Annotated in this window: 25 protein-coding genes and 1 tRNA gene; 14 read left to right on the top strand and 12 right to left on the bottom strand. The window is 68.5% G+C overall.

The window, feature by feature from the left end:
- The first annotated feature begins 34 nt into the window (after positions 1-34).
- On the top strand, positions 35-2,956 hold the full coding sequence (locus ACOKGD_RS09305) for a UPF0182 family membrane protein (RefSeq protein ID WP_342334460.1): 2,922 nt from the start codon (positions 35-37) through the stop codon (positions 2,954-2,956).
- Between the two features lie 182 nt (positions 2,957-3,138).
- Positions 3,139-3,215, top strand: a tRNA-Met gene (locus ACOKGD_RS09300).
- Positions 3,216-3,736: 521 nt separating this feature from the next.
- Here ACOKGD_RS09300 and ACOKGD_RS09295 read toward each other — a convergent pair.
- Complete coding sequence (locus tag ACOKGD_RS09295) at positions 3,737-4,852, bottom strand: fatty acid desaturase family protein (protein WP_342334461.1); 1,116 nt, start codon at positions 4,850-4,852, stop codon at positions 3,737-3,739.
- 25 nt (positions 4,853-4,877) lie between these two features.
- Positions 4,878-5,411: a hypothetical protein gene (locus tag ACOKGD_RS09290; protein ID WP_342334462.1), complete on the bottom strand. Its 534-nt coding sequence runs from the start codon at positions 5,409-5,411 to the stop codon at positions 4,878-4,880.
- A 303-nt stretch (positions 5,412-5,714) separates the two neighbouring features.
- Here ACOKGD_RS09290 and ACOKGD_RS09285 point away from each other — a divergent pair, with 303 nt between their 5' ends.
- Positions 5,715-6,950: a low temperature requirement protein A gene (locus ACOKGD_RS09285; RefSeq protein ID WP_342334463.1), complete on the top strand. Its 1,236-nt coding sequence runs from the start codon at positions 5,715-5,717 to the stop codon at positions 6,948-6,950.
- A gap of 1 nt (position 6,951) precedes the next feature.
- On the opposite strand, the gene ACOKGD_RS09280 is transcribed toward ACOKGD_RS09285, so the two are convergent.
- The gene (locus ACOKGD_RS09280) at positions 6,952-7,566 is read right to left on the bottom strand and encodes a TetR/AcrR family transcriptional regulator (RefSeq protein WP_342334464.1); all 615 of its coding nucleotides are present in this window, start codon (positions 7,564-7,566) and stop codon (positions 6,952-6,954) included.
- A gap of 103 nt (positions 7,567-7,669) precedes the next feature.
- Between ACOKGD_RS09280 and ACOKGD_RS09275 the strand changes: the two genes are divergently transcribed.
- From ACOKGD_RS09275 to ACOKGD_RS09265, 3 genes are all read left to right on the top strand, one after another.
- Positions 7,670-8,638, top strand: coding sequence for an alpha/beta hydrolase family protein (locus tag ACOKGD_RS09275; protein ID WP_421355038.1), 969 nt, complete (start codon positions 7,670-7,672; stop codon positions 8,636-8,638).
- A 174-nt stretch (positions 8,639-8,812) separates the two neighbouring features.
- The gene (locus tag ACOKGD_RS09270; RefSeq protein WP_342334466.1) at positions 8,813-9,859 is read left to right on the top strand and encodes a LacI family DNA-binding transcriptional regulator; all 1,047 of its coding nucleotides are present in this window, start codon (positions 8,813-8,815) and stop codon (positions 9,857-9,859) included.
- 405 nt (positions 9,860-10,264) lie between these two features.
- Positions 10,265-12,283: an alpha/beta hydrolase-fold protein gene (locus tag ACOKGD_RS09265; RefSeq protein WP_342334467.1), complete on the top strand. Its 2,019-nt coding sequence runs from the start codon at positions 10,265-10,267 to the stop codon at positions 12,281-12,283.
- Positions 12,284-12,412: 129 nt separating this feature from the next.
- Here the strand turns inward: ACOKGD_RS09265 and ACOKGD_RS09260 are convergent, their stop codons facing one another.
- Positions 12,413-12,976 carry a TetR/AcrR family transcriptional regulator gene (locus ACOKGD_RS09260; RefSeq protein ID WP_342334468.1) on the bottom strand — a complete coding sequence of 188 codons (564 nt, stop codon included), beginning with the start codon at positions 12,974-12,976 and terminating at the stop codon, positions 12,413-12,415.
- A gap of 89 nt (positions 12,977-13,065) precedes the next feature.
- Between ACOKGD_RS09260 and ACOKGD_RS09255 the strand changes: the two genes are divergently transcribed.
- Positions 13,066-13,488 (top strand): nitroreductase/quinone reductase family protein, encoded by a 423-nt coding sequence (locus ACOKGD_RS09255; protein WP_421355037.1) that lies wholly within the window; start codon positions 13,066-13,068, stop codon positions 13,486-13,488.
- Complete coding sequence (locus ACOKGD_RS09250) at positions 13,485-14,243, top strand: SDR family NAD(P)-dependent oxidoreductase (RefSeq protein WP_342334470.1); 759 nt, start codon at positions 13,485-13,487, stop codon at positions 14,241-14,243. The genes ACOKGD_RS09255 and ACOKGD_RS09250 overlap by 4 nt, the downstream gene beginning before the upstream one ends.
- Before the next feature lie 71 nt (positions 14,244-14,314).
- On the opposite strand, the gene ACOKGD_RS09245 is transcribed toward ACOKGD_RS09250, so the two are convergent.
- Positions 14,315-14,956 carry a GntR family transcriptional regulator gene (locus ACOKGD_RS09245; RefSeq protein WP_342334471.1) on the bottom strand — a complete coding sequence of 214 codons (642 nt, stop codon included), beginning with the start codon at positions 14,954-14,956 and terminating at the stop codon, positions 14,315-14,317.
- 315 nt (positions 14,957-15,271) lie between these two features.
- Positions 15,272-16,252, bottom strand: a complete 981-nt coding sequence (locus tag ACOKGD_RS09240; protein ID WP_342334472.1) for a helix-turn-helix transcriptional regulator — start codon at positions 16,250-16,252, stop codon at positions 15,272-15,274.
- A 76-nt stretch (positions 16,253-16,328) separates the two neighbouring features.
- On the opposite strand from ACOKGD_RS09240, the gene ACOKGD_RS09235 reads away from it, so the two are divergent.
- The gene (locus tag ACOKGD_RS09235) at positions 16,329-16,760 is read left to right on the top strand and encodes a VOC family protein (RefSeq protein ID WP_342334473.1); all 432 of its coding nucleotides are present in this window, start codon (positions 16,329-16,331) and stop codon (positions 16,758-16,760) included.
- 47 nt (positions 16,761-16,807) lie between these two features.
- Here the strand turns inward: ACOKGD_RS09235 and ACOKGD_RS09230 are convergent, their stop codons facing one another.
- Positions 16,808-17,776, bottom strand: coding sequence for a helix-turn-helix transcriptional regulator (locus ACOKGD_RS09230; RefSeq protein ID WP_342334474.1), 969 nt, complete (start codon positions 17,774-17,776; stop codon positions 16,808-16,810).
- Between the two features lie 93 nt (positions 17,777-17,869).
- Here ACOKGD_RS09230 and ACOKGD_RS09225 point away from each other — a divergent pair, with 93 nt between their 5' ends.
- Positions 17,870-18,394, top strand: a complete 525-nt coding sequence (locus tag ACOKGD_RS09225) for a VOC family protein (protein ID WP_342334475.1) — start codon at positions 17,870-17,872, stop codon at positions 18,392-18,394.
- A 66-nt stretch (positions 18,395-18,460) separates the two neighbouring features.
- Here the strand turns inward: ACOKGD_RS09225 and ACOKGD_RS09220 are convergent, their stop codons facing one another.
- The 3 genes from ACOKGD_RS09220 to ACOKGD_RS09210 all read right to left on the bottom strand — a co-directional run bounded on the left by ACOKGD_RS09220 (position 18,461) and on the right by ACOKGD_RS09210 (position 19,834).
- Positions 18,461-19,006 (bottom strand): DUF488 domain-containing protein, encoded by a 546-nt coding sequence (locus ACOKGD_RS09220; RefSeq protein ID WP_342334476.1) that lies wholly within the window; start codon positions 19,004-19,006, stop codon positions 18,461-18,463.
- 2 nt (positions 19,007-19,008) lie between these two features.
- On the bottom strand, positions 19,009-19,191 hold the full coding sequence (locus ACOKGD_RS09215; RefSeq protein WP_421355036.1) for a hypothetical protein: 183 nt from the start codon (positions 19,189-19,191) through the stop codon (positions 19,009-19,011).
- A 340-nt stretch (positions 19,192-19,531) separates the two neighbouring features.
- Positions 19,532-19,834: a hypothetical protein gene (locus ACOKGD_RS09210; protein ID WP_342334478.1), complete on the bottom strand. Its 303-nt coding sequence runs from the start codon at positions 19,832-19,834 to the stop codon at positions 19,532-19,534.
- A 632-nt stretch (positions 19,835-20,466) separates the two neighbouring features.
- Here ACOKGD_RS09210 and ACOKGD_RS09205 point away from each other — a divergent pair.
- Together ACOKGD_RS09205 and ACOKGD_RS09200 are read left to right on the top strand one after the other, a co-directional pair.
- Positions 20,467-20,631, top strand: a complete 165-nt coding sequence (locus tag ACOKGD_RS09205) for a hypothetical protein (RefSeq protein WP_342334479.1) — start codon at positions 20,467-20,469, stop codon at positions 20,629-20,631.
- 70 nt (positions 20,632-20,701) lie between these two features.
- Positions 20,702-21,022: a TraR/DksA family transcriptional regulator gene (locus ACOKGD_RS09200; RefSeq protein ID WP_342334480.1), complete on the top strand. Its 321-nt coding sequence runs from the start codon at positions 20,702-20,704 to the stop codon at positions 21,020-21,022.
- An 18-nt stretch (positions 21,023-21,040) separates the two neighbouring features.
- Here ACOKGD_RS09200 and ACOKGD_RS09195 read toward each other — a convergent pair whose 3' ends face one another.
- Together ACOKGD_RS09195 and ACOKGD_RS09190 are read right to left on the bottom strand one after the other, a co-directional pair.
- Positions 21,041-21,544, bottom strand: a complete 504-nt coding sequence (locus ACOKGD_RS09195) for a GNAT family N-acetyltransferase (RefSeq protein WP_342334481.1) — start codon at positions 21,542-21,544, stop codon at positions 21,041-21,043.
- 157 nt (positions 21,545-21,701) lie between these two features.
- Entirely contained in the window at positions 21,702-22,154 is a 453-nt protein-coding gene (locus ACOKGD_RS09190; RefSeq protein WP_342334482.1) for a VOC family protein, read from the bottom strand.
- 100 nt (positions 22,155-22,254) lie between these two features.
- On the opposite strand from ACOKGD_RS09190, the gene ACOKGD_RS09185 reads away from it, so the two are divergent.
- On the top strand, positions 22,255-23,247 hold the full coding sequence (locus ACOKGD_RS09185; RefSeq protein WP_342334483.1) for a helix-turn-helix transcriptional regulator: 993 nt from the start codon (positions 22,255-22,257) through the stop codon (positions 23,245-23,247).
- Between the two features lie 152 nt (positions 23,248-23,399).
- A complete protein-coding gene (gene phnD / locus ACOKGD_RS09180; RefSeq protein WP_342334484.1) occupies positions 23,400-24,314 on the top strand; it encodes a phosphate/phosphite/phosphonate ABC transporter substrate-binding protein in 915 nt (304 codons plus the stop codon).
- Position 24,315 lies beyond the last annotated feature (1 nt).

Genomic DNA, 24,315 nt, shown 5'->3' with positions numbered 1-24,315 from the left:
TGAGGCATAGGCCCCACTGGGTAGGCTCACAAGGGTGACCTCGACCTCCGCGCCCCGGGCGGCCGCACCGTCCCCCTTCCGACGCATCGTCACGATCTCGCTCGCCGTGATCGCGGCGCTCGTCATCGCGTTCTTCGCGTTCTCGAACCTCTATGCCGAGTACCTCTGGTTCGACCAGCTCGGCTTCGAGAACGTGCTGACCACGCAATGGCTCGCACGCGTCGTGATGTTCGTCATCGGCTTCGTCGGCATGGCCGGGCCCGTGTGGCTGGCGATCTTCCTCGCCTACCGCCTGCGTCCCGTCTACGCGCGTCTGAGCTCGCAGCTCGACCGCTACCAGGAGGTCGTCGAGCCGCTGCGTCGCCTCGCGATGTGGGGCATCCCGGTCTTCTTCGGGTTCTTCGCCGGCTTCGCCGCGTCCGCGCAGTGGGAGACCACCGCGCTCTGGATGAACGGCGTGCCGACCGGTCAGGTCGACCCCGAGTTCGGTCTCGACGCGAGCTTCTACATGTTCGCGATGCCCTTCTACCAGGCGCTCGCCGGCTTCGCCTCGGCGGTCGTGCTGATCAGCCTGCTGATGACGGCTCTCGTCTCGTACCTCTACGGATCGGTCCGGATCGGCGGCGGCGAGCTGCGCATCTCCAAGCCCGCCCGCATCCAGCTGGCCGTGCTCGCGGGGCTGTACCTCGTGATCCAGGCCGGCAGCCTCTGGCTGGATCGCTTCGCGAACCTCGTGGCAGAGGGGGAGCGGATCACCGGACCCGCCTACACCGAGGTCAATGCGGTGATCCCCGGCCAGACGATCCTGGCGGTCGTCGCCGCCCTCGTCGGCATCCTGTTCTTCATCACCGCGATCATCGGCCGCTGGCGCTACCCGCTCATCGCGACCGCGCTGCTGATCGTCACCTCGCTCGTCGTCGGCATCGGCTACCCGTGGGCGGTGCAGACCTTCCAGGTGCGCCCCAACGAGCGCGAGGTCGAGATGGACTACTTCCAGCGCAACGTCGACGGCACGCGCGCCGCGTACGGCATCGACGGCATCGAGAAGACCGAGTTCAGCGCCACGACCGAGGTCGAGGCCGGTCAGCTCCGCGATGACGCCGACACCACCGCGTCGCTGCGCCTGATGGACCCGGCCATCATCAGCCCGACCGTGCAGCAGCTGCAGCAGTACCGCCAGTACTACGGGTTCGGCGACCGCCTCGACGTCGACCGCTACGAGATCGACGGCGAGACGCAGGACACCGTGACCGCCGTCCGCGAGCTCAAGCTGGACGAGCTCGACGAGAGCGCGCAGACCTGGCAGAACACGACCATGGTCTACACCCACGGCTACGGCCTCGTCGCCGCGAAGGGCAACGAGCGCACGAACGAGGGCGAGCCCGTCTTCATCGAGGGCAGCATCCCCTCGACCGGCTTCCTGTCCGATCAGGAGTACGAGCCGCGCATCTACTTCGGCGAGGAGTCGCCGCTGTACTCGATCGTCGGAGCGCCCGAGGGATCGGATCCGGTCGAGCTCGACTACCCGCGCGGCACCGACGGCGCCAGCGAGACCCGCACCACCTTCCAGGGTGACGCGGGCCCCAGCGTCGGCAACTTCTTCAACAAGCTGCTGTACGCGATGAAGTTCCAGTCGGAGCAGATCCTGTTCTCGGACAACGTGAACGAGAAGTCGCAGATCCTCTACGACCGCAACCCGGCGCAGCGCGTGAACAAGGTCGCGCCGTACCTGACGATCGACAGCGACCCGTACCCGAGCGTTGTGGACGGCCGCATCGTGTGGATCGTGGACGCGTACACGACGAGCTCGACCTACCCGTACTCCACGGGGGTCAGCCTGTCGAACGCGATCAGCGACGCCACCACCCCGGCGCCGAACCTGCGCATCGACGACATCAACTACATCCGCAACTCGGTCAAGGCCACCGTCGACGCGTACGACGGCAAGGTCACCCTCTACGCCTGGGACGAGAAGGATCCGGTGCTCGAGGCCTGGCAGAAGGTCTACCCCTCGACGGTCGAGCCCATCAGCGAGATGTCGGGCGAGCTCATGAGCCACGTCCGCTACCCGACCGACCTGTTCAAGGTGCAGCGCGCCATGCTCGGCACCTACCACGTCGACACGGCCGGCCAGTTCTACCAGCGCGACAACGCCTGGACGACGCCGGAGGACCCGTCCGACGAGACCGTGCTGCAGCCGCCGTACTACCTGTCGATGCGCATGCCCGGCCAGGAGGACCCGACGTTCTCGATGTTCACGACCTTCATCCCCGACGGCGGTGACCGCGATGTGCTGATGGGCTACCTCTCGGTCGACGCGGACGCCGGTGACGAGGACGGAACGAAGCGCGAGGACTACGGCAAGCTCCGCCTGCTCGAGATCTCGGCCGACACCACGGTGCCCGGCCCGGGCCAGGTGCAGAACTCGTTCAACACGGACGCCTCGATCGCGGCGCAGATGAACGTCCTCAAGATCGGAAACTCGGACGTGCGTCTGGGCAACCTGCTGACGCTCCCCGTCGGCGGCGGCCTTCTCTACGTGCAGCCGGTGTTCGTCCAGTCGAAGGGCGGCGGGACGAGCTACCCGCTGCTGCGCAAGGTGCTGGTGGCGTTCGGCGATCAGCTCGCCTTCGAGGACACCCTGGCCGGAGCACTCGACACGCTCTTCCAGGGCGATTCGGGCGCACCGACGGGTGACGAGGATGTGACGCCGACCGATCCGGAGGAGACGCCGGCCGACCCGGGCGCCACCCCGGCGCCCGAGGACCCGAACGAGGGCACCGTCACTCCGCCCGCCGAGGGCGACGAGTACGCGCAGGCCGTCTCGGACGTGCAGAAGGCCCTGGACGCGAAGGCCGCCGCCCTGGCCGCCGACGACCAGGTGGCCTACGCGCAGGCCGACAAGCAGCTCACCGCGGCCGTTCAGCGCCTGCTCGAGCTGGAGTCCGCGAAGTGATCTCGCACTGACGGCGGAGCGATCCGCTGACGTGAGAGGCCCGGTCCACGAGGACCGGGCCTCTCGCGTTCCGACGGCACGGTCGCGGTGCGGAGATGAACGGCAGGTGACACGCCCGGGAACCCCCGGCACCCGCCTCGATTCGACCTCCTCTGGGCCCCGTGTTAGAGTTTCTCTTGTGACGCGGGGTGGAGCAGCTCGGTAGCTCGCTGGGCTCATAACCCAGAGGTCGTAGGTTCAAATCCTGCCCCCGCAACCAAGAAAGGCCCGGATCCTTGAGAAATCAGGGAGCCGGGCCTTCCGCCTTTCCAGGCGGAGGGGGCACCTCCGTTCTAGCCTCCGCGAGGCCGCAAAGCGCGGCGCCGGCATCCTGCGGACGGTGAGGCGACCTCCCCGCTTCGGCACCCGGACGTGGAGCGCTCCCGCCTCGACCGACACGGTCACTCCGACGACGTTCCCGAAGCTGTCCCCGTCTAGCTCGATGCTTTCGGGCCGATCAAAGCGAGCGGTCAGTCGCTCGGCCCGCGTGTACGGCAGCGTGCGCAGATCTGTGGTCGCGCGGGGGACCTGGAATCACCGTCCGATGGTGACGAGTACTTACAGGGATCCCGGGTGCCGTCAGTGGATGGTGCTGGGGCTGGCATGAGGCACCGCACGTTCCCGCCTCAGTAACCTGAGACCTCCGGCGTGCGATGCCGGCCTCTATCGGCGTACCGCACGGTATCCCGGGGCGGGGGTCACCGCACGCCGGAGGCTCTTCAGTGCTGGTGGCGGGAGGGCTCACCCGGGTCGCGCACCCGTCAGCGGGACGGCGTGACTTCGCCCCTCCACAAGCGGGCATGTGAAGACGTCTCGTTCGCCGAGGCCGACCCTGTTGATGTACCGCACCACGGTCGCATAGGAGGCGAACAGTCCGACCTGTGTGTACGGCACACCGTGCAAGCGACAGTACTCGGCGATGATCGGCGCGGCTTGGCGCAGGTGAGGCCGGGGCATCGAGGGGAACAGGTGGTGTTCGATCTGGTAGTTCAGGCCGCCCATCGCGATGTCGAGCATCCGGTTGCCGCGGATGTCCCGACTCATCATGACCTGCCGCCGCAGGAAGTCGAAGGTCACGTCCCGGGGCACAAGCGGCATGCCCTTGTGGTTCGGTGCGAATGAGACGCCCATGTAGAACCCGAACAGCCCGAGCTGCACGGCGAGGAACACGAATGCGATACTGGGTGAGAGCACGACGAACACGAGCGCGGTGAGCCCGCCTACACGCAGAAGAAGGAAGGCGAGCTCGACCCAGCGTCGACGAAGCGGCTCTGGAGAGAGCACACGTCGTATTCCCGACGCATGCAGGGAGATGCCTTCAAGCAGCAGGATCGGGAAGAAGAACCATCCTTGGCGTGCGCGAAGCCCTATGACCAGTCGGCTGTGCGACCTGGACCGCTGTTCCGGCGTGACCGCGATGACGGGGACGTCGATGTCGGGATCCGAGCCGTCTTTATTGGGGTTCGCGTGGTGGCGAGTGTGCTTGTGCTGCCACCAGCCGTAGCTCATCCCGACAAGAAGGTCCCCGAGGACCAGGCTGGTCCAGTCATTCCATCTGCCCGAGGAGAAGATCTGTCGATGGGCGGCGTCGTGCCCGAGGAAGGCGATCTGCGTGAATATCACCGCGAGGACCGCTGCGGTGAGCAACTGCCACCAGGTATCGCCGATCCAGACGAATGCGGCTACGGTCGCGGCGAGGGCGAGTGGCAGAAGGACCAGCTTGGCCCAGTAATAGCCGTAGCGCCGTCGCAGCAGACCTCGCTGTCGGATCTCATCCGCCAGTGCGGTGAACTCGCTGACGCCTCTGCTTCTCCCCGCACCGGGTGTCCGGGCAACGGTGGCTCGGATGGCGGACATGCGTCCCCCCTTGAGCGAGCGGCCCTCAGCGGGACCGGCCGCCCTCTTCTTCCCAGTCGGTGATCTGAGCGTCCTCGGAACGCCGTGCTGTCGGAACCTCTGCGTGGTCCGTGCGCCGGGCGGTGAACGTAACAGATTCAGCGAGGGCAGTCACCGCCGCGGCGCGTTCCGAGTCGCGTTCGGTGGAAGCCCGCAGGCGCTCCGCGGAAGCCTCATGTCGTTGCCGGATCTCCCTGGTGATCTCCGCGAGGCGGGTTGCGAGCACGTCGGCGAGTCCGCCGCGCAGCTGTTCCAGAGTGGTATGGCCGATGCGCAGGCGCCGGTCCGCCACCGCCACTTCCGCGTGTGGGTACCCGGCTCGCTCGAAATAGGAATGCGTGGCCGGTGAGAGCAGCTCCGAGATCTCGTCCGGCGCGGGGCGTCGGGAGAAGATCGCTTCCACCGTGTAGTCGTCGGGCGCGTCCTCGGTGAGGAGCGTATCCGGGAGAGAGTTCACGAGGACGTTCGAGAGTCCCAGTGGTGCGAGATCCCATCCCGCTGATTGTGTTCGCGTTTCCATATCATAACGCTACGCGCGCTTACTGTGAGGCTCACAGTTTCAGCGAGGTCGACACTCCCACGATGACGCCGCAGCCGGTGGCAGACGAGCTTGGCATCTCCGCACGACGGTCGGCCGCCGTATCGCTGCCGGTGAACTGCCTGTCACGAAGCGCGGGAACCGCAACCTCATCGCGGTGCTGTACTTCGAGCGTTCCGCGACTCGTTCATCCGCGAACTCGGCGCCGCGTTCGCGGAGGACTTCCGGGCGTAACTCGTCCGGAGAAGGGCGAGCGCGGTGCTATCCATGGCATGATTGCGTTTCATGGCAGAATTTTCCTCACCTCAGACCTACCCATCGATGGGGCGGCACCCGCTGGCCCGGATGAGCGGACGTGATCCGCTGCAGCGGTCACGCACCGTCACGCCACTCGAGCTGCTGTTCGATCTGGCTTTTGTCACCGCATTCGGAGTGGCGGCAAGCGAGTTCGCGATCCGGGTGGCTGAAGGCGAGATCGCTGTCGCGGCGCTCACGTTCGGTGCTGTCATGCTCGCGGTGAGCTGGGACTGGATCAGCTTCACCTGGTTTGCGTCGTCGTACGACACCGAAGACTGGCTCTATCGCATGACCGTCATGGGGCAGCTGATCGGCGTGATCGTCTTCGTCACGGGCATCCCCGAGGTCTTCCGCTTCGTCGCGGAGGGCGGTCACCTCGACAACTCGGCCACGTTGACCGGATACATCGTGATGCGGTCGGCAACCGTGCTGCAGCGTGTGCGATCCGGCGTGCAGGACTCCCGACGCCGTCGGACGAACGTCCTGTCGGCGGGTCCTGTCGCGGTGGCGCTCGTCGGCTGGTGCGTCCTGACGATCGTGTCGCCGGACCGGACGACGCTTGTCGTCGTCGCACTGGCGCTGTTCGCGGTGGAGCTGACCGGGCCGCTGATCGCGGAGACGAGGGGCGGCACGCCGTGGCACCCGCACCATCTCGCCGAACGCTACGGCCTTCTGACCATCATCGCTCTCGGTGAGATCGTCGCGGGAACCGCGGCCATTGTGGCAGGTCTCAGTCACGCCTCCGGATGGTCGGCGAACTCAATGGTCGTTGCGGTCGCGGGGGTCGCGACGGCATTCGGAATGTGGTGGGCCTATTTCCTCCTCCCCACCGGGGAGGCCCTCGCGCGGTCGCGTCACCGGGGGCTGCTGTGGGGGAGTGTGCACGTCCTGATCTTCATCAGCATCGCCGCCACCGGCTCCGGCCTGCACGTCGCAGCCCTTGCCGCCGAGGGAGAGGCTCATCACCTCCCCGTCGAAGCAGCCGTCGCCGCGGCGGCCGTGCCCACGGCGGCATTCTGCGTGGCGCTCCTTGCGATCACCGCGACCCTGGGGATGGGGCTGTCCTGGCGGCGGATCGGCGTGTTCGCTCTCGCAGCGTCAGTGGCACTCGCGAGTATCGCGGCGTCGGCGGTCGGGCTCCCGCTGACAGGCTGCCTGGCGATAGCCGCGCTCGCACCGTGGGTGCTTGTGGTGGCCCATGAGGTCCCCGCGCGGGTGCCGTGATCTAACGGTGTCGCTCCATCGCGCCGTGATCGGCTCCGGTGGCGCTCATGATCATCCCGACGAGGTCGAGCAGGGTTCGATGCGTGTCATCGTCGACCGTGCCGTCTGCGATCGCCCGGAAGTATGCGTCAGTCACCCCCTGGATCGCGCGGCGGCCGGCATCCTCCAGAGGTGATGCGGCGGCGCCCAGGGTCGGCAGACCGAGCTCTTCCGCCGGGAAGCGGCGTGACACCTCCGTCTCGGCCATCGCCACGATGCCCGGATTGCTCAACGCCATCGCTCGGGTGAGCGCCGCCTCCTCCATATCGACGTCGTCGCGGACGGCCCGCCACCACTTGTCGACGAGATCGCGAAACCCGATCCCCGGGTGCTCGACACCCAACTCGATCAATCGCTGCTCCGCCTTGGCCGGCCATTCGGTGATGAAGTCCAGCTTGGACGGGAAGTACCCGGTGACCGTGCGGGGCGCGACGTCGGCGGCATCGGCGATCTCCGCGATGGAGGTCTTCTCGTAGCCGCGCTCGGCGAACAGGCGCAGCGCGGTGTGCAGGATGTGCCTCCGGCGTCGCGCCTTGGATCGTTCGCGGAGGCCCGACGCTTCACCGTTGCTCGACATCCGGGCAGATTATCATCCGAAAGCGAATTTACGCAGTTGCGCAAGTTTGCACTCTTTGGCAAGAATATTCCCAATAGTCCCCACATCCCGTCTTAGGAGTCCTATGTCCAGCGCCTACGCCTACTCAGCCGACATCCCCGTGAGCGAGCCCACCCCGATCATCGCGTTCAGCCCTCTCTCGCTCGAGGTCCCGGGGCGGCCCGTTCCGCTGGAACTCAAGGTCTCCGCGCCGGTCTCCGGCACGGGCCTGCCCGTGATCCTGCTCTCGCACGGTCACGGCGGTGCGAACCACCTATCGTCCCTCCGTGGCTATGGACCCGTGGCAGACTTCTGGGCCGCCCACGGGTTCGTGGTCATCCAGCCGACTCATCTCGACTCGACGGTGCTCGGCCTGCGTGAGACGGATCTACCCGACGCGCCCCTGTTCTGGCGCGACCGGGCAGCCGACATCCGGACGGTCATCGACCGGCTTGCCGAGATCGAGGCCGCCGTTCCGGGCCTCGGCGGCCGTGTCGACCGCGAACGGATCGGCGCCGTCGGACACTCCCTCGGCGGACACACCGTGTCGTTGCTGCTCGGAATGCAGGTCCTCGACCCCTCGGACGATCGCCAGAAGGATCTCAGCGACCCCCGGATCCGCGCCGGCGTGATCATCGGCGCACCGGGGATCGGCGACGAGCATCTGGCCGACTGGGCACGCACCAACTATCCGATGCTCGGCTTCAATGACTTCGGTTCGATGACGGGGACGGCTCTTGTGATCGCCGGTGACAAGGACCTCAATCTCAACTTCTCCGACCGGCTCAGCTACCGCTCGGACGCGTATACGCACAGCCCCGAGGGCAACAAGACGCTGCTGATGTTCCGCGGCGCCGAGCACATCTATGGCGGAGTATCCGGTTACGACGCAGCGGAGACGAGCGACGAGAATCCGGAGCGCGTGGCTACGTTGCGGGCGTTGGTGTGGGCCTATCTCCGCTCGCAGCTGTTCCCGGGCGACGCGTCCTGGGCGAATGCGGTCGCCGCTCTCGAAAGCGCGGACGCACCGCTCGCGACCGTCGAGAACCGCTAGGGAGTCGTTCGATGTGAGGTCCGATGCCTTTCGCTCCGCGGCCCTGCTGAACAGATTCCCGGCCATCCTCGAGTCGTCTTCGGCCGTGCCCGATGGCGGACCCGATGTCGCGGAACGACGCCCCGGCCACGAATCGGTAACGTGGGCAGAAGTCGGACGGTGGAGGGAGCGACTGTGGCGCGCAAGGTGAGCGGATCGGCGACGATCCGCGATGTCGCGCAGCTCGCGGGAGTGTCGATCAAGACGGTCTCCAACGTTCTGAACGGCTATCGCTATCTGCGCCCGGAGACCAAGGAGCGCGTGGAGGAGGCGATCCGGGCGCTTGATTACCACGTCAATGTCTCGGCTCGGAACCTGGGACGGGGCCGGACGGGGGCGATCGCGCTGGTGGTTCCGGCGTTGCGGAGTGTGTACTTCGCCGAGTTGGCGGATGCGGTCATGCGGGAGGCGTCCCGGCAGGGCCTGACCGTGTTCATCGAGCAGACCAACAACGAGCGCGATCGTGAGCTCCGCGTGCTGGATGGGAGCTATCGTTCGAGGTTCGACGGCGTCATCTTCTCGCCGCTGGCGCTCGGCCAGGAGGACGTCGCGCTCTTCGACGTGAACTTCCCCCTGGTTGTCCTGGGGGAGCGGGTGTTCGACGTCGAAGCGGACCACGTGACGATGAGCAACGTCGCGGGCGCGCACGCCGCGACAGACCATGTGCTCGACGCCGGCGCCCGGACGGTGGTGCCGCTGGGTGTGAAGGACGACGCGTCGTCGAGTAGTGGAACGCTCCGGTTCCAAGGGGTGCGTCAGGCGCTTCACGAGAGGGGCCTGGAGGTCGACCCCCGTGCGGTCGTCGGTGTCCCCGACTATTTCCACGCCACCGGGGCCGCGGCCATGGCGCAGATCCTCGATAGGGGCGTGCGGCCGGATGCCGTCGTCGCCTTCACCGACACACTCGCATTGGGGGCGATGTCGGTGCTGCTGGATCGGGGACTGCGGGTGCCGGAGGACGTGCTGGTGATCGGGTTCGACAACATCGAGGAGTCGGCATTCTCGCGCCCGACCCTCAGCACCATCGACCCGCGCACCCGGTCGATCGCTCGTCATGCGGTGGCGTCGCTGGAGGAGCGCATCCAGTTGCAGGCGGACGGTGTTCCGCGAGCGAAGCAGCATGCCCCTCGCCGGGTCGTCCTCGACTTCGAGCTGATCCAGCGTCATTCGACCAGCCGCTGAGTCGCTGCCGAACCGGTGCCCGGGTCGTCGGTGAACGGCGGCCGTTGACCGTAGTACACCGGTGTAGTAAACCGGTGTCGGGAGCGGCTCTCGCTCCCTCCGGAACCGGTTGTTCCATCCGGTTGAGAACGAGCCGCGGTCGTATCGATGCAGATCGGCGAGGCCGTCGTCGCGTTCGCAACTCATCACTGCATCGAAATGGAAGGCTGTTCAATGGCGAACTATCCATCAGCGACCAGGCGCCGCGTCACGCGCGGAGCCGGCGCTGCCCTGGCGCTCACGCTGAGCGTCACGGGCTTGGCGGTCGCGGCGGTCCCCGCCGCCGCTGCGACGGATTCCGCGGGCGCAGACCCGTGGGAATCCCAAAGCGGTATCTACCATTACTTCACCGTGCCGAAGTCATCCGTGCCCTCAGGGGCCTGCGGCAACTCGACCGGTGCGGGGGCCGAGCTGGAGGGCAACATCGGGCCGTCTGGCACGTGGGCGGCGGTGGGGCTCGACGCGAGCGGCTCCAACTGCGTCGCGAACATCGGGCCTATGGAGCCCGGTCTGTATTACTACCAGTACGTGGCCACCAAAGCCGATCGCTCGAAGGTGACCTTCCGCCACCCCGACGCACCCTCCGCGATCACCTCGCACCCCGACTGGAACACGCTGTTCGTGCCGGGACCGGACGTCGCGTGGATGGACGATGTGGAGTCCGGAGGCGGCACCGTCTCGGAACTCGAGTACGGCGGTGACGAGCCGGCGAAGGTGTGGACGCCCGCCGACTACACGACGAAGACGGCGAAGGCACACCCCGTGCTCTACCTCCTCGGTGGTGAGGGACAGTCCGTGACCGAGTGGCTGGAGCTCGGCCGTGCGGCACAGGTGCTCGACAATCTGTCTGTCGAGGGCGACCTTGCATCGATGGTCGTGGTGATGGCGGATCTGGACGACGCCGGCTCGGGGGCCGAACTGCTGGATGAACTCATCCCCGCCGTCACGCAGAAGTACAACGTCTCCCGCAAGGTGAAGGAGACGGGCATCGCCGGCATCGGGCAGGGCGCCTCGCAGGCGCTCTCCGCCGCGCTGGACCAGCCCGGTGTCTTCGGGTCGGTGGGATCCCTCTCGGGCGCGCTGCCCGAGGATGTCGACCTGACGGCAGCCCAGGCCCGCAAGATCAATGCCAAGACCGACCTGCTGCGCTTCTACGTCGGCAACACGCTGGACCCGGCCTACAACTCGACCTACGAGGCCATGCAGGCTCTCACCGATGCCGGTGTCCGGTTCGAGTTCGACGGGGTCCACCCGGAGTCGGGCGGGACGTGGGACACCTGGCGAGAGAACCTCCGTGACTTCGCACGCAGAGCCTTCCAGCCACACGTCCAGGATCACGGCATGAGCGACGGGCACCTCGCGCTGACCCAGCCGTACACGTCGCCGGCCACGGGCACTATCACAACGCCGCACATCGACGAGAACGGGATGGTCACCTTCGAGACCGGCACTCAGTGGGCCAACGCGAAGGACGTCGTCCTCTGGGGCAACTGGGCCCCGAACGGCCAGTGGTTCCGCATTCCGCTGACCAAGCAGGGCGATCGCTGGCGCACCACGGTCGGCCCTGTCGACGGCTACTACTACTGGCGGTACGAGGTCAACGGGACTGCCTTCCACGACCCCGCGGACACCAAGAACACCGAGAACATCGAGAGCCAGCTGTTCGTTCCCGGTGGCGTGCGCACACCGCTGCTCGCCGACCTCCCCGCCGAGAAGACGGGCGATCTCGCGACGCTGAGCTACTCCGGCGCGTTCGGCGCTTCGAAGCTGAAGGTGTGGACGCCCGTCGACTACGACGAGAACCGGGCTGAGCCCTATCCCGTGCTGTACCTCTACCACGGCTTCGGACAGAACTACGCGTCGTGGACCGAGGTCGGCCGCGCCGCGCAGGTGCTCGACAACCTCTACGAGCGAGGTGAGATCGAGCCGATGGTGGTCGTGATGCCCGGCTATCCGGGGGCACCGTCCGATATGTGGACCGATCTGTCAGGCAGCGTCATGCCGCTCGTGGACGCGCAGTTCAACATCACGGTCGAGCCCGCGCACCGTGCACTGGCGGGCCTGTCCTGGGGTGGCTACCTGACGCACGGAGCGATGGTGAACCATCCCGGCGAGTTCGCCTACTTCGGTATGTTCTCGCCCCCGTTCGCCCGCGCGTCGGTGAACCCGTCGACGCCGGCCGGTCAGACGGCCATCGCCTCCACGAAACTCGTCGATCTCTTCGCCGGAGACGTCGACACCGGCGCCGTGAACGCGATCAACGGCATCGAATCGAACCTGACCTCCGCGGGGATCCCCGTCGTGAAGTCCGTCATCCCCGGTCCGCACGGCTTCGATGTCTGGTGGCAGGGCCTGAGCGATTTCCTGCCGCGCATCTTCAAGTAAGCGGCTGGACATCGCAGTCGCCTAGCGCGGCGAAGCGGCAGGGTCGGAGCTTCCGGCCCTGCCGCTTCGCTCGGTGCCCGGCGCCGACCAGCTCGATCCGGCGCTCGCGGACCGTCCGGACTCGCCCGTTCACGCCTCCGAGATCGCGGCGACCGCCGCCATCACGGCGCGCCGGTGCTGGGCCACCCGGTCCGGGGATGCGGGGTCGGAGCCGTCGGCGCGGAGCAGACCGACGGGCGAGAGCGCCCACGCCTGGGCGATCGCGTAGACGATGACCAGCAGGTCGACCGCGGTGACCGCTCCGTGGCGCCCCGCGCTGACCGCGGCGGTCTTGCCGAGATAGGCCTCGAGCGGCTCCGCGGCCACCTCTGGGCGTTCGAGCTGCGCCCACATGCTCACGCGCAACGCGGTGGGATCCGCCTGGTGATAGTCGAACAGTCGGCCTGCCCACTGGGCCAGGGCTTCGGGTTCGGGTGGCACCTCGGACGCCATCCGCTCGACCACGAACCGCACCGACGAATCGAAGAGGCCGGCCTTGCTCCCGAAGTACGCGTAGATCATGCGCACGTTCGTGCCCGCGATTCTGGCGATCCGCTCCACGCGGGCGCCTGCGTGTCCCACGGCTGCGAACTCCGCGAGGGCGGCATCCAGGATCCGCGCCTGGGTCGCATACGCGTCACGCACTGAATTCATGATCGGTTCCTTCGCTGCGGTGGTTGACGTACCTCATCGCGCGGCTTATCGTACCGGTAAATAACCATTTACTTACTGAAGGAATCGCCATGAGGGCTGACATCTCGCACGCGCTCGCGATCACGCCGGCCTCATCGGCACGCGAGCGCACCATCGACATCACCACGACGGGGGCGCGCACCGGCAGACCGCGCCGGATCGAGATCTGGTTCTACCGCGTCGATGGCGAGATCTATCTGACGAGCACCCCCGCGCGCCGCAGCTGGTACGTCAACCTTCTGCGTCACCCCCGGTTCACCTTCCACCTGAAGCACGGCGTTCGCGCGGACCTCGACGCGCTCGCGCTTCCGGTGGACGACCTCGTGCGGGCGCGTGTCCTCGCATCGGTCATCGACGATCTCAACCAGCCGAGCAACCCCGCCGGCATCGCGCAACCCGTCGAATCGTTCGAGAGATGGATGGCCGACAGTCCGCTCCTGCGCGTCACGTTCTCCGAAGGAGGTTCCGCATGACCGCCACACCCATCGCGCTGGTGACCGGGGCGAACCGCGGGCTCGGCCAGAGCATCGCCCTTGCCCTCTCGCGCAGTGGTCACCGGATCGTCGCGGCCCATCGCCCCGGCGGCGACATCTCCGAGACGCTGAGCCGCATCGCGGACGCGGGCGGTGAAGCGGTCTCGATGGCGATCGACCTCACCGATGTCGCCCACATCCGCGGCGCGGCCGCTTCGCTGGACGGACTGCTCGCACAGCATTGGCGCCGATCTCACCTCGACGTCCTCGTGAACAACGCCGGCGTCGGCGTGTTCGGTGGCATCGAGGCCATCGCACCTGGGGACTTCGACCTGCAGTTCGCCACCAACCTGCGTGGCGCGTTCTTCCTGATCCAGTCGCTGCTGCCGCTCCTCGACGGCGGCGGTCACGTCATCAACGTCTCCACGTCGCTCACTCGGCACGTGAGCCCCGAGACCGCGTTGTACGCCGCGTCCAAGGCGGCGGTCGAGACCCTCTCGCGCAGTCTCGCGGGCGAACTGGGTCCGCGGGGAATCCGGGTGAACAGCATCGCACCCGGTCCGGCTGCGACGGATTTCAACGGCGGGGCGATGCGCGACAGCGGTGACATGCGAGCCTGGATCGCGGAGCACACCGCGCTCGGCCGCGTCGCCGACCCGGCCGATATCGGGGACGCCGTGGCGGCTATGGCATCTCGCGACATGCGCTGGGTGACCGGCGAGCGGATCGAGGTATCCGGCGGTGCGTTCCTCTGAGGCCGACGTGCGCCCGACTGCGCGCAGCAGGCCTGGTCACACGGGCACGGGAGGCTGCGTGCAGGACGAGGTCATACCGGCAGACGACACAGCCGCCGCATGGACGCCTCGGCGAGGGCTGAGTCGCTGTCGCGGATGCTCGCGGCCAGCGCCGTCGCCGCGTCCCGGTCGATGATCTGCTCGACCCCGGAGGGGTGCCGTCGCGCGTTGCACCACACCGCGGGGAGGCTCTTGTCGAGCATGCGGCCCAGGAAATGGCTGGGGCCCGAGTCGATCAGCTGACGGAGGAGGTCGCGGAGCGCATCGGACACCTCCACCTGGTCAGAGGACGCGCCCAGTCGTTCCGCCGCGCCGGCGAGCGCGTCGAGATCGTCGGCATCCGCGTGCGGCATGCCGGCGCGGAGCAGCACCCCGCCCGCGTAACCCGCGAACGCGATCGTCTCCTCGGCGAGCTCGTGCGTCACCGTGGCGACCCGCGTGAACCGACTGGGAGCGGATTCGACGAGTCCGATCTGCTCGAGCCGCTGCAGTGCCTGCCTCACCGGCATTCGGGAGACGCTCAACGCGTCGGCGAGCACCGCGTCGCGCAGCTGTGCGCCCTGCGCCAGGTCTCCGTCGCCGATGGCGGTGATGAGCCGCTCCAGCACGAGGTCGGCGAGTGTCGTGCGCCCCACCGGGATGGGCTCGATTTTGGGTGAATCGTCAGGGGTCACGCTATTGGAGCCTAATGGCGCGTGTGGGCGGACTCGCGTGGGCACATACGCCGCCCCTCGGTCAGCCGGAGTCGATCGAGAGCGAGGCCGCCCCTCCCGGGGAGCGAGGCGGTCGCTCGACCCGGGAGGGGCGGGATCTTGACTCTCTGCACGGTCCCCCCGGAAGGTGCAGAAGAGGTGCGAAGGACGTGAGCCAGCGCGTACCGTTCACGCTAGGTCGCCGCGGCAGGCGGCCGAAAGGGCTGGACAACGACCGAGCCTTGCCGCTACACACGGCGTTCGCTTCAGCTCGCGAGTACCGACGTGGATCGCGGATCACGCGCCGTCGGCGGCCCGGCGCAGGCGCCCGGCGAGAGCACGCAGTTCGGCGCGGAGCTCGTCCGGGGCCTCGATGGTGAACGCGCGGTTCGACCCGGCCAGCAGCGCCGCCACCCAGTCCAGCCGCTCCGCCCGCAGGCGCACGATGCACCACTCGTCTCCTGCCACGGTGTCAGGGTGCGGATCGACGATCGCGATCCCGGGCGGGAAGGCCCGCGCCACGTCCTCAGGCGAGCCCGCCATCCGCACCGACACCTCGTGCCGCCAGGGCGTGGCGGCGAGACTGCGCAGCAGCACCTCGCGCGCATCGAAACCCTGCTCGCGCGTGAAACCGCCGGGGAGGATCGAGACGCCGTGCATGCGGTCGAGGCGGAACGAGCGCGCCTCGTCGCGCTGCACGTCGTGTCCTGTGGCGTACCACCGCCCCGCGTGAGCGACGACGCCGTACGGGTGCAGCGTGCGGGCGCTCTCGCGTCCATCGCGTGCGGTGTAGTGGAACCAGACGGGCTGCTGCGCGCGAGCGGCCGTGGCCACGAGCATCAGCGTGCGGGTGCGCAGCTCGGTGGCATCGGCATCCCGTTCGGCATCGGTGAACGCCGTGCTCGCGAGGACGTCCGCGACGCGACGGGCCATCGGCGCGGGCAGCGCGCCGTGCACCTTGCGCGTCGCTCTCTCGGCCGCGGGCGCGTCGGGCAGCAGGCCGGAGCGCCGCGCGCCGACAAGGCCGAGCGCCACGGCGAGCGCCTCCTCGTCGTCGAGCACAAGCGGAGGCATCCGCTCGCCGACGAGCAGGCGGTACCCGCCATGTCGTCCCCGCGCTCGCTCGATGCGCACCTCGAGATCCTCCAGGTGCGCGATGTAGCGCCGCACGGTGCGCTCGTCGACCGCGAGGTGTCGCGCGAGCGACGCGGCCGTGTGCGTCCCGCCCCGCTCGAGGACCTCGAGCAGGGCGAGCACACGGGCGGTGGGGCGACTCATCCGGTCAGCGTGTCATATCCGGACGGAATCCGCCCGGTATCTCTCGTATCGTCGCGGACGGTCCTACACACCGCATATGAAGGAGAACCCCGTGATGTTCGCATCCACTCGCCTGATCACCACCGACGTCGACCGCCTGGTCGCCTTCTATGAGCTCGTGCTGGGCGTCGCGCCGAGCCGCCCCGCGCCGGTCTTCGCCGAGTTCGTCACCCCGTCGGCGACGCTCGCGATCGGCGACGTGCGCACCGTGCCGGTGTTCGCGCCCGGCGAGGCGGAGGCGGCGGCCAACCGCTCGGCGATCCTCGAGTTCCTCGTCGACGACGTCGACGCCGAGTTCGCTCGTCTCACCTCGGCCGGGATCGAGAGCGTGACGGCGCCGGCGCTGATGCCGTGGGGCAACCGGGTGTTCTTCGTGCGCGACCCGGACGGCGACCTCGTCGGTCTGTTCGCCCCCGAGACCGACGAGGCGATCGCGCGGTTCGCCGGCAGGAACGGCGTCAGCGCGTAGGCGACCGCGGGCGCCGACCCGGTCTGCTCCGCGCTCTGTGCGATGGGTCAGGACCCATCCGCCGCCCGCGGGCCGATCCGTTCGCGGATGGTGTCGAGATAGGTGCGCAGGGCGGCCGGTTCGTGCACAACGAACGGGCAGTCGAGTGTGAACAATCGCATGGCCAACCACGGCGTGGTGTCCTCTGCGCTGCGCCATCGGGTGGAGTCGCCTTCGGCGGTGAGGTCGCCGTCCCCGAGATGATCGCGGAGTCGCGCGGCCGCGATCTCGAGCGGGATGCGCAGCGTGACGTCGGCGCGGTACGTCGGTTCGAGGGCGCGTTCGCCGGCGTCCAGGTGCAGCGGGATCTCGGCATCGGTCATGGTGTGACGCGCGGGCTCTCCCGTCGCCCGCGGGTCGCTGATCCGATCGACGCGGTACGAGCGCCACGCATCCCGCTCGACATCGAACGCGAGGAGATACCAGCGACCCTGGGCGGCCACGAGCCGCCGGGGTTCGATGCGTCGCGGCCCCCGCGCCCCGTCGCGGCGCTCGTAGGTCATGCGCACCCGCTCGCGGTTCGATGCCGCCGTCGCGAGGGCCGTGAGCGTATCGGGGTCTGCCGCCGATGCGCCGGGTCTCGACCCCCATACCATCGCGTTGGAGCCCAGTGCTCGCACCCGGTGACGCAGTCGAGCAGGAAGCGACGCGCTGAGCTTCGCGAGGGCCCGGATCCCGGCGTCTTCGAGCCCCGGGAGGCCCTGAGCGGCGATGGCGCGCAGCCCCAGGGCTACCGCCACCGCCTCGTCGTCCTCCAGGAGGAGCGGTGGCATCGATGTCCCCGCGACGAGGCGGTATCCGCCATGCACCCCGCGCTCGGCTTCCACGGGGTAGCCGAGATCCCGGAGCCGACCGATGTCGCGGCGCACGGTGCGATGCGTCACGCGGAGACGTGACGCGAGCTCGCTGCCCGACCACACGCGTGGCGTCTGCAGCAGGGACAGCAGGCTGAGCAGGCGCGAGGTGGGGCCGACCATGGCCTCATTCTCCTCCGGGAACAGGACAGGATCAGTCCTATCTCGCTTCTATCCTGAGGGCCACATCCGCCCCATGAGCCGAAGGAGAGTGGCATGACCGACACGAAGAAGACGACACCCGCGGGGTATACGAGCGTCGCGCCCTGGATCGTCACCGACGACACGGGTGCTCTGCTGGACTTCGTCGCGCAGGTGTTCGACGGAGAAGAGCTCGCTCGAGTGGCTACCGAAGACGGATCCATCGGACACGGAGAGATCCGGGTGGGGGACACCGTGGTCCTGGCCTTCGATCGGCGTCCGGACTGGCCTGTTCTGCCGAGCCTGCTTCGCGTGTGGGTGCCGGATGCGGACACGACCTTCGCCAAGGCACTCAGCGCGGGAGCGTCGACCGTGACCGAGCTCAGCGACAGCGCGTTCGGTCAGCGGGGCGGACGGATCAAGGATCCGTTCGGCAACATCTGGTGGGTCGTGAGTCACGTCGAGGATGTTCCCGAGGACGTGATGTGGCAGCGGCTGCAAGAACCGGCGTACGCCGATCAGATGCGCGTCGCGCAGCAGACCCTCGACGCCGAGCTCAGCGGCCGTACGCGGGGGCGCAGCAGCTCGCCCACACGCTGACCGGCCGCGGTACCGGGCCGATCATCCATCCGCGTTCGCGCTGGATGACAGCCCTCATCCGGCGGGTCAGGACTGGGCCGCGGATTCCTCCGCGGGGTACCAGACGCGCTGCCCGTCCACAGCGGCGAAGGATGTCATCGAGTGAGGCTTGGTCGACGTGGCGCTCATGATGTCCCGCACCTCGACGTGGCGCACGAGCAGTGCGTCACCGATCAGGGATCGGTGGCACCGCCAGGGGACCGCCTCGGCGCACATGATCGCGACCGTCCGGTCGCCGGCGAGGGCGAGCAGCTCCTCGATGCCCTGCGCGAAGTCCGGGGTCTGCATGTAGTCGGCGTAGCTGCGGAAGCTCTTGTTCCGCCAGGCGCCGTTCTCGCTCACATGACCGACGGGTGTGTGTCGGAGCCCACCGAGGCGGGTGAGGCGCGCGTAGCCGAGCCCGTTCTCGGACAGGCTCTGCGAGAGCGCGAGCTCCCCGAACTGCGGGTTGTGACGCGAGCCGGCGACCGTCCGCACGTCTGCCACCGTCTCGACGCCGTTCGCCCCCAGCATGGCGAGGAACTCCTCGATGCTGTGCGTGGAATGGCCGATGGTGTACACGGTGGTGGGCACTGTCACACCCTCTTTGCGCTCGTCGTCCTGCGGGGGAGTGCCTCCCGCGGCATCACGCGCGCGGCGTCCGCGTTGTCCGTCGCCTCCCGGTCTCGCCGAGAACGAACCGTGAACAGGGTCATCACCGTCGCAGCGGCGGCGATGAACGCTCCGGCGCTGAGCACGAGCGACACTGCGTCGTACATCGTCTCTCCTTTATGTGTCATCGAGGTCGGCAGCTCGCACGCACCGATGTGTGAGCTGCCGACCTCTTTATCCGATGAAAGCCGCGCGATTAACGCGCTCCCTTTCGCGGCTTGAGGAATTCGTCCGGCTGGCGCTTCTCGCGTTTCGCCGCGCGTTTCTCCTTGATCGACATCTGGGGCGTCTTCTTCGCCCCACGAGTATGTGGTGTCTTGTTCGACATGTGCATCGCTTCCCCTGGTGGCTGGCGTGTGACCTTTGACCATAGCCCGCTTCCAGATAAACGCAAATCAGGTGTTGATTCGTGCGCGGGACTTTCGGTGCGACGAGGCAGTGCAGGTGTCAGATGAAGTCGTTGGTGGATGCTTGTGCGATCGTCTGATTCCGGATCTCGTCCGCCGTCAGCACCGACGCGCTGTTCGCACCGGGGGCGCGATGGACGAGCTCCTCCAGCCTCGTGGCGAGAAGCGCAGGGGTCGCCGACTGATCCACCAGGAGGGCCGCCACGTCCGTGTCGACGGCGCGCGAGCGCTGCATGCGCCGATGAATGGACAGCATCCATCGATGCACCTTTGCGGACACCCAGTCCGGGGGCGCATCGTGGTGGATCACGGCGATGACGTGTGCGACGGAGGAGGGGATCACGCAGTCTCCTCGCCGGTGCCGTCGCAGAAGAGCCGCGAGAGCGGCCCTGGTGTCGACGCCCCGGGCGTCGATCCCGATCACGAACAGACTCGGAGCGACGAGCGGTGGCACATCGCGTCGCTCGAGGGCGACGAGGCAGGGGAGCGCGTCACCGCTCAGGGCGATGACGTGGGCGGAGCAGTCGGTCAGTCGCATGTCTGTCCCGAACGGCTCGGTTCCGAACCGCTCTGTTCCGGCCGCGCGTTGTGCTCGAGTTCGCGTCTGACCTGACCGAGCCTGTTCCGCAGCAGGGTGATCCGTGCGATCGTCGCTTCCTCGACGAGGTCGGCGGGTGTTTCGGTGGTCAATGCGGGTCCTCCACACGCAGAAGAGCGCGTCACGAATGTGACGCGCTCACGAATACGGGATGCGGCCGACCGTCGGGTGGCGCGCGCCGAATGCGTGAGAGCCGAGATCCGTCGCCGGGCGGAAAAGCGACCGCCGTCACGAATCGGGCATGCGGCATCGCGGCGACGGAAGTGTCGCGAGAAAAGGGCGATGTCTGCATGCCCTCACCATAGCCAGGACCGCAGTGAAAGCAAGTCCGGTTCGCGCGAATTGCTTTTTCTCGCGGTGAGGCTATGGTGAGGGCCATGACCTCGCTCACCCGGCCCGCCGTCTCGGCGCGCACCACGGACCCTTCCGTGGTCACGAGCGCGGTCGACATCGCCGGAGCGCGTCATGAGATCCTTCCGCCTCGGCGGATCACCCAGGGCGAGCCGTCGACCCGGCCCGTCTTTCGCGCGTGGTCGCCATGAACCGAGTTCCTCGGTTTCCCCGTCCACCGCGTCGCCACTGCGACGCTTTTTTTGTGCCCAAGGAGCAGCCATGACCGATATCGCCCGCGATGCCGACCTGCCCGACACCGGTGAGCTCCGGAGCCGGATCGAGCGCCTGATCCAGGACCGCGAGACGCTCCTGCGCGAGCTCGAGCCGCGCGCGCTGCCCACGGTCGACCCCGTCGCGTACCAGACCGCGGCCTCTCACCGCGTGGTGATCCGCCAGCTCACCGCCGCGCTGGGGCGGATCGATGCGGGGAGATACGGGTGGTGCGAACGCTGCGGACGGCGGATCGCGGCGGCACGCCTGGAGGCTCTGCCTCACGCGTCCGCCTGCATCGCGTGCCAGAGCCATGCCGACGCCGCCTAGCCGGCACGCCGCGCGACGTCAGGCGAGCTCGAGCTCCCAGACCGCCACGCTGCTGGTGACCGTTCCGTCTTCATACGGCTTCGTCGCCCCGGTCGGGCGATAGCCGAGAGCCGTCCAGAAGGGCTCCGCCGCCGCGGCATTCGTGGCGACGATCCCCAGCCCGATGGCGTCGATGCCGGGGGTGGCGCGAGCGACGCGCACGACCTCGTGATGCAGCGCTCTGCCCAGCCCGCGACCGTGCCGTCCACCGTGGGTGATGAGCAGACCGATCCACGCGACGTGCTCCCGCGGACAGCCGATCAGGAGATCCGCGAACCCCACGAGGGAATCGCCGTCCCACAGTCCGAGGCCCAGCTTGCGCTCGACCGGCACTCCCGGCGGCCGGGCCGTCAGCTCGTGCAGTGCGTCCGAGGAGCCCGGCTCTCGGCCGGAGACCCGCATCGTGTAGTCGGGGACCGACTCGAGAAGCACCTGCAGCGCGGCGGCATCCGCCGTCGACAGCAGACGGACGTCGAACGTCACGGGGTGCCCCTCCGATCGTGGGACCCGCTCGGGCGGGTCCTGCGCGGTGCCCCGCAGGAGGATCCGCCCGGACGGGTGGTGCTCATCGGCACCTTATCCGGAGCGACGCGCCTCGGATCGCGGCCCGGCATATCCTGCCCGGGCCGCGACCGCCGATTCACGCGGCGACGCTGAAGCTCCACGTGACCCCGAATCGGTCGGTGAGCATGCCGAAGCCGGCGCTCCAGGCGGAGGCCGCCAGGGGCTCGACGATCACACCGTCTTCGGCGAGGGCGTTCCAGTGGCCCAGGAGCTCGTCGAGCGCGTCGCCGGCGACCGAGACGAACAGCGCCTGGTCGGTGATGGTCGTGTTGTCCTCTCGGCGGGTCGCCCCGCCGCCGGCGATGGCGCCGCCCGTCTGCCCCGGGATGTCGTAGCCCATGACGCGGAAGCCGTTCTCGGCGGTGACGACACCGAACACGACCCGGTCGGCGCCCGGAGCCTCGGCGGGCATGCCCACCTCGCCGTACGTGGTGATCACCGTGTGCCCGTCGAACGCCGACGCGTAGAACTCCAGCGCGGCGCGGGCGTCACCGCGGAAGTTGAGGTGGGTGGTGGTCTGAATGGCCATGTCTGCTCCTTCTGGGAATGCGGGTCGGATCGCCCGATGCATCGACCGTCTCAGCAGTGCAGGTCGGTTTCTGTCCGGGACCGCGGCTAGTGTCGACAACGTGACGACGACCGGGCGACTGCTGATGCTGCTGTCGCTGCTGCAGGCCCGCCGTGACTGGCCGGGCCCGCTCCTCGCCTCTCGGCTGGAGGTCGGCGAGCGGACGATCCGCAGGGACATCGATCGGCTGCGCGAGATGGGCTACCGGATCGCGGCCACGATGGGCCCGGGCGGCGGGTACCGCCTCGAGGCCGGCAGCGAGCTGCCCCCTCTGCTGTTCGACGACGACCAGGCCGTCGCCGTGGCCGTCGCCCTGCGAAGCGCGTCGGCGGCGGGCGTCGAGATCGCCGAGGCGGCCACCCGCGCGCTCGGGACGATCCGGCAGGTCATGCCTCCGCGACTCCGGCATCGGATCGACGCGCTGGAGGTGACGGCGATCGGGCGCCCGGGGGATGCGGCCCCGGCGCCCGTCGCACCGGACGTCCTGATCGCGCTCGGCAGCGCGATCCGCGCCCAGGAGGTCCTGCGCTTCGACTATCCCGCCGGCGACGATGTCGCGGGGGATCGGCCACCCGGTCCGCCCCGGCAGACGGAGCCGGTGCATCTCGCGGCCTCGCACGGACGGTGGTACCTGCTCGGGTGGGATCTCGACCGCGACGACTGGCGCCTCTACCGCGTCGATCGTGTGCGGCCGCGCACCGCGAACGGCGCCCGATTCACCCCTCGGCCGGTGCCGGGAGGCGACGTGGAGGCCTTCATCTCCGCGCGGTTCAAGGGCTCGGATGTCAACGAGTGGCCGTGCCGCGGAACCGTCATCCTCGACCTGCCTGCGCGCGAGGTGCTGCCCTTCGCCGGAGACGGGACCGTGACCGCCATCGACGACCGCAGATCCGCGCTGGAAGCCGGATCCTGGTCCTGGGGCGCGCTCGCCGCGTCGTTCGGGCGATTCGAGGTGCCGATGGAGGTCGTCGGCCCGCCGGAGCTCGCCGCCGCGTTCGCGGCGCTCGCGGCGAGGTACGAGGCGGCGGGCGGCGGCGCGACCACGCGCAGCTAGCGCGCGCCTCGACACCTCGCGCGTGGCGCGTCACGGAGTGTTCACATCGCGTTCGGTTCCGGGTCTGCCGATCTCGTAATTGCCGGTCATTTCCGAGCGCTTCGGTATCGATATCGCCTCCCGCGATGACCCTCCCGAAAGGACCTCTGCCCATGCGCGCTCGCGCCCTTCCCGTCATCGGCCTGCTCGCTCTCGGCGCCGTCTCGTTCGCCGGCTGCTCCTCCGCTCCCGGCAGCGCGGCGGCCGCCGACGATCCCGACGCCCGCATCACCTTCGCCACCACGCCGCTCGGCGATGACCCGACCGCCGCGAACCCGATCACCGCGTTCGCCGAGCTGGTCACGAAGGAGACCGGCCGGGAGGTCGAGATCGTCGACGTGCCCGACTACACGGCGGTTGTGGAGGCCCTGCGCAATCACCACGTCGACATCGGCTTCATGAGCGGCTTCCCCTCGGCTCTCGCCGTGAACACGGGAGAGGTCGATTCGCTTGTGGCGTGGCCCGGCAACGGCGAGCCCGTCTCGACGTGCCTCGTGCTCGCCGACTCCCCGCTGCAGTCGCTCGAGGACATCACGTTGGACACCGTTGTGGCGTTCGCGGACCCGGCGTCCAGCTCGGGCTACTTCATGCCCGTGGCGATGCTGCACGAGGCCGGTCTCGAGCGCGACCAGGACGACACGGCGATGTTCTCCGGCGGACATGACATGAGCTTCATCGCGCTGAAGGAGGGCCAGGTGGATGTCGCCTGCACCTCGACGATCATGCCGACCATGGCGGGCACCGACATGTTCCCGTTCGCGGAGGGGGAGACCCGCTCGATCGGGCTCAGCGACTCCATGCCTGTCGCGGTGACCGTGCTCGCCGACCAGGAGATCGCAGAGGACAAGCGCGCACTGCTGCTCGAGGCGCTTCCGGCGGTCTTCACGTCCGACAACGCCGAGGCCCTCGGTGCCATGTACGAGGCGATGCAGGGCGCCGAGCCGATCCGCGAGCCCGCCGACAGCGTGTTCCAGCCCTTCGTCGACATCGCGGCGATCGCCGACGTCGACATCTCGGACCTGGGGTGAG

It is taken from the genome of Microbacterium phosphatis, from assembly GCF_049177115.1.
Lineage (GTDB): Bacteria > Actinomycetota > Actinomycetes > Actinomycetales > Microbacteriaceae > Microbacterium > Microbacterium phosphatis.
This window is presented reverse-complemented; position numbering and strand designations above follow the sequence as displayed.

What these genes read in the sequence shown, in the direction of transcription:
- ACOKGD_RS09295 (WP_342334461.1), bottom strand. Translation starts at nt 4,852, where the DNA reads ATGTCCGCCATCCGAGCCACCGTTGCCCGGACACCCGGTGCGGGGAGA.
- ACOKGD_RS09290 (WP_342334462.1), bottom strand. Translation starts at nt 5,411, where the DNA reads ATGGAAACGCGAACACAATCAGCGGGATGGGATCTCGCACCACTGGGA.
- ACOKGD_RS09285 (WP_342334463.1), top strand. Translation starts at nt 5,715, where the DNA reads ATGGCAGAATTTTCCTCACCTCAGACCTACCCATCGATGGGGCGGCAC.
- ACOKGD_RS09280 (WP_342334464.1), bottom strand. Translation starts at nt 7,566, where the DNA reads ATGTCGAGCAACGGTGAAGCGTCGGGCCTCCGCGAACGATCCAAGGCG.
- ACOKGD_RS09275 (WP_421355038.1), top strand. Translation starts at nt 7,670, where the DNA reads ATGTCCAGCGCCTACGCCTACTCAGCCGACATCCCCGTGAGCGAGCCC.
- ACOKGD_RS09260 (WP_342334468.1), bottom strand. Translation starts at nt 12,976, where the DNA reads ATGAATTCAGTGCGTGACGCGTATGCGACCCAGGCGCGGATCCTGGAT.
- ACOKGD_RS09255 (WP_421355037.1), top strand. Translation starts at nt 13,066, where the DNA reads ATGAGGGCTGACATCTCGCACGCGCTCGCGATCACGCCGGCCTCATCG.
- ACOKGD_RS09250 (WP_342334470.1), top strand. Translation starts at nt 13,485, where the DNA reads ATGACCGCCACACCCATCGCGCTGGTGACCGGGGCGAACCGCGGGCTC.
- ACOKGD_RS09240 (WP_342334472.1), bottom strand. Translation starts at nt 16,252, where the DNA reads ATGAGTCGCCCCACCGCCCGTGTGCTCGCCCTGCTCGAGGTCCTCGAG.
- ACOKGD_RS09235 (WP_342334473.1), top strand. Translation starts at nt 16,329, where the DNA reads ATGAAGGAGAACCCCGTGATGTTCGCATCCACTCGCCTGATCACCACC.
- ACOKGD_RS09230 (WP_342334474.1), bottom strand. Translation starts at nt 17,776, where the DNA reads ATGGTCGGCCCCACCTCGCGCCTGCTCAGCCTGCTGTCCCTGCTGCAG.
- ACOKGD_RS09225 (WP_342334475.1), top strand. Translation starts at nt 17,870, where the DNA reads ATGACCGACACGAAGAAGACGACACCCGCGGGGTATACGAGCGTCGCG.
- ACOKGD_RS09215 (WP_421355036.1), bottom strand. Translation starts at nt 19,191, where the DNA reads ATGTACGACGCAGTGTCGCTCGTGCTCAGCGCCGGAGCGTTCATCGCC.
- ACOKGD_RS09205 (WP_342334479.1), top strand. Translation starts at nt 20,467, where the DNA reads ATGACCTCGCTCACCCGGCCCGCCGTCTCGGCGCGCACCACGGACCCT.
- ACOKGD_RS09200 (WP_342334480.1), top strand. Translation starts at nt 20,702, where the DNA reads ATGACCGATATCGCCCGCGATGCCGACCTGCCCGACACCGGTGAGCTC.
- ACOKGD_RS09190 (WP_342334482.1), bottom strand. Translation starts at nt 22,154, where the DNA reads ATGGCCATTCAGACCACCACCCACCTCAACTTCCGCGGTGACGCCCGC.
- phnD (WP_342334484.1), top strand. Translation starts at nt 23,400, where the DNA reads ATGCGCGCTCGCGCCCTTCCCGTCATCGGCCTGCTCGCTCTCGGCGCC.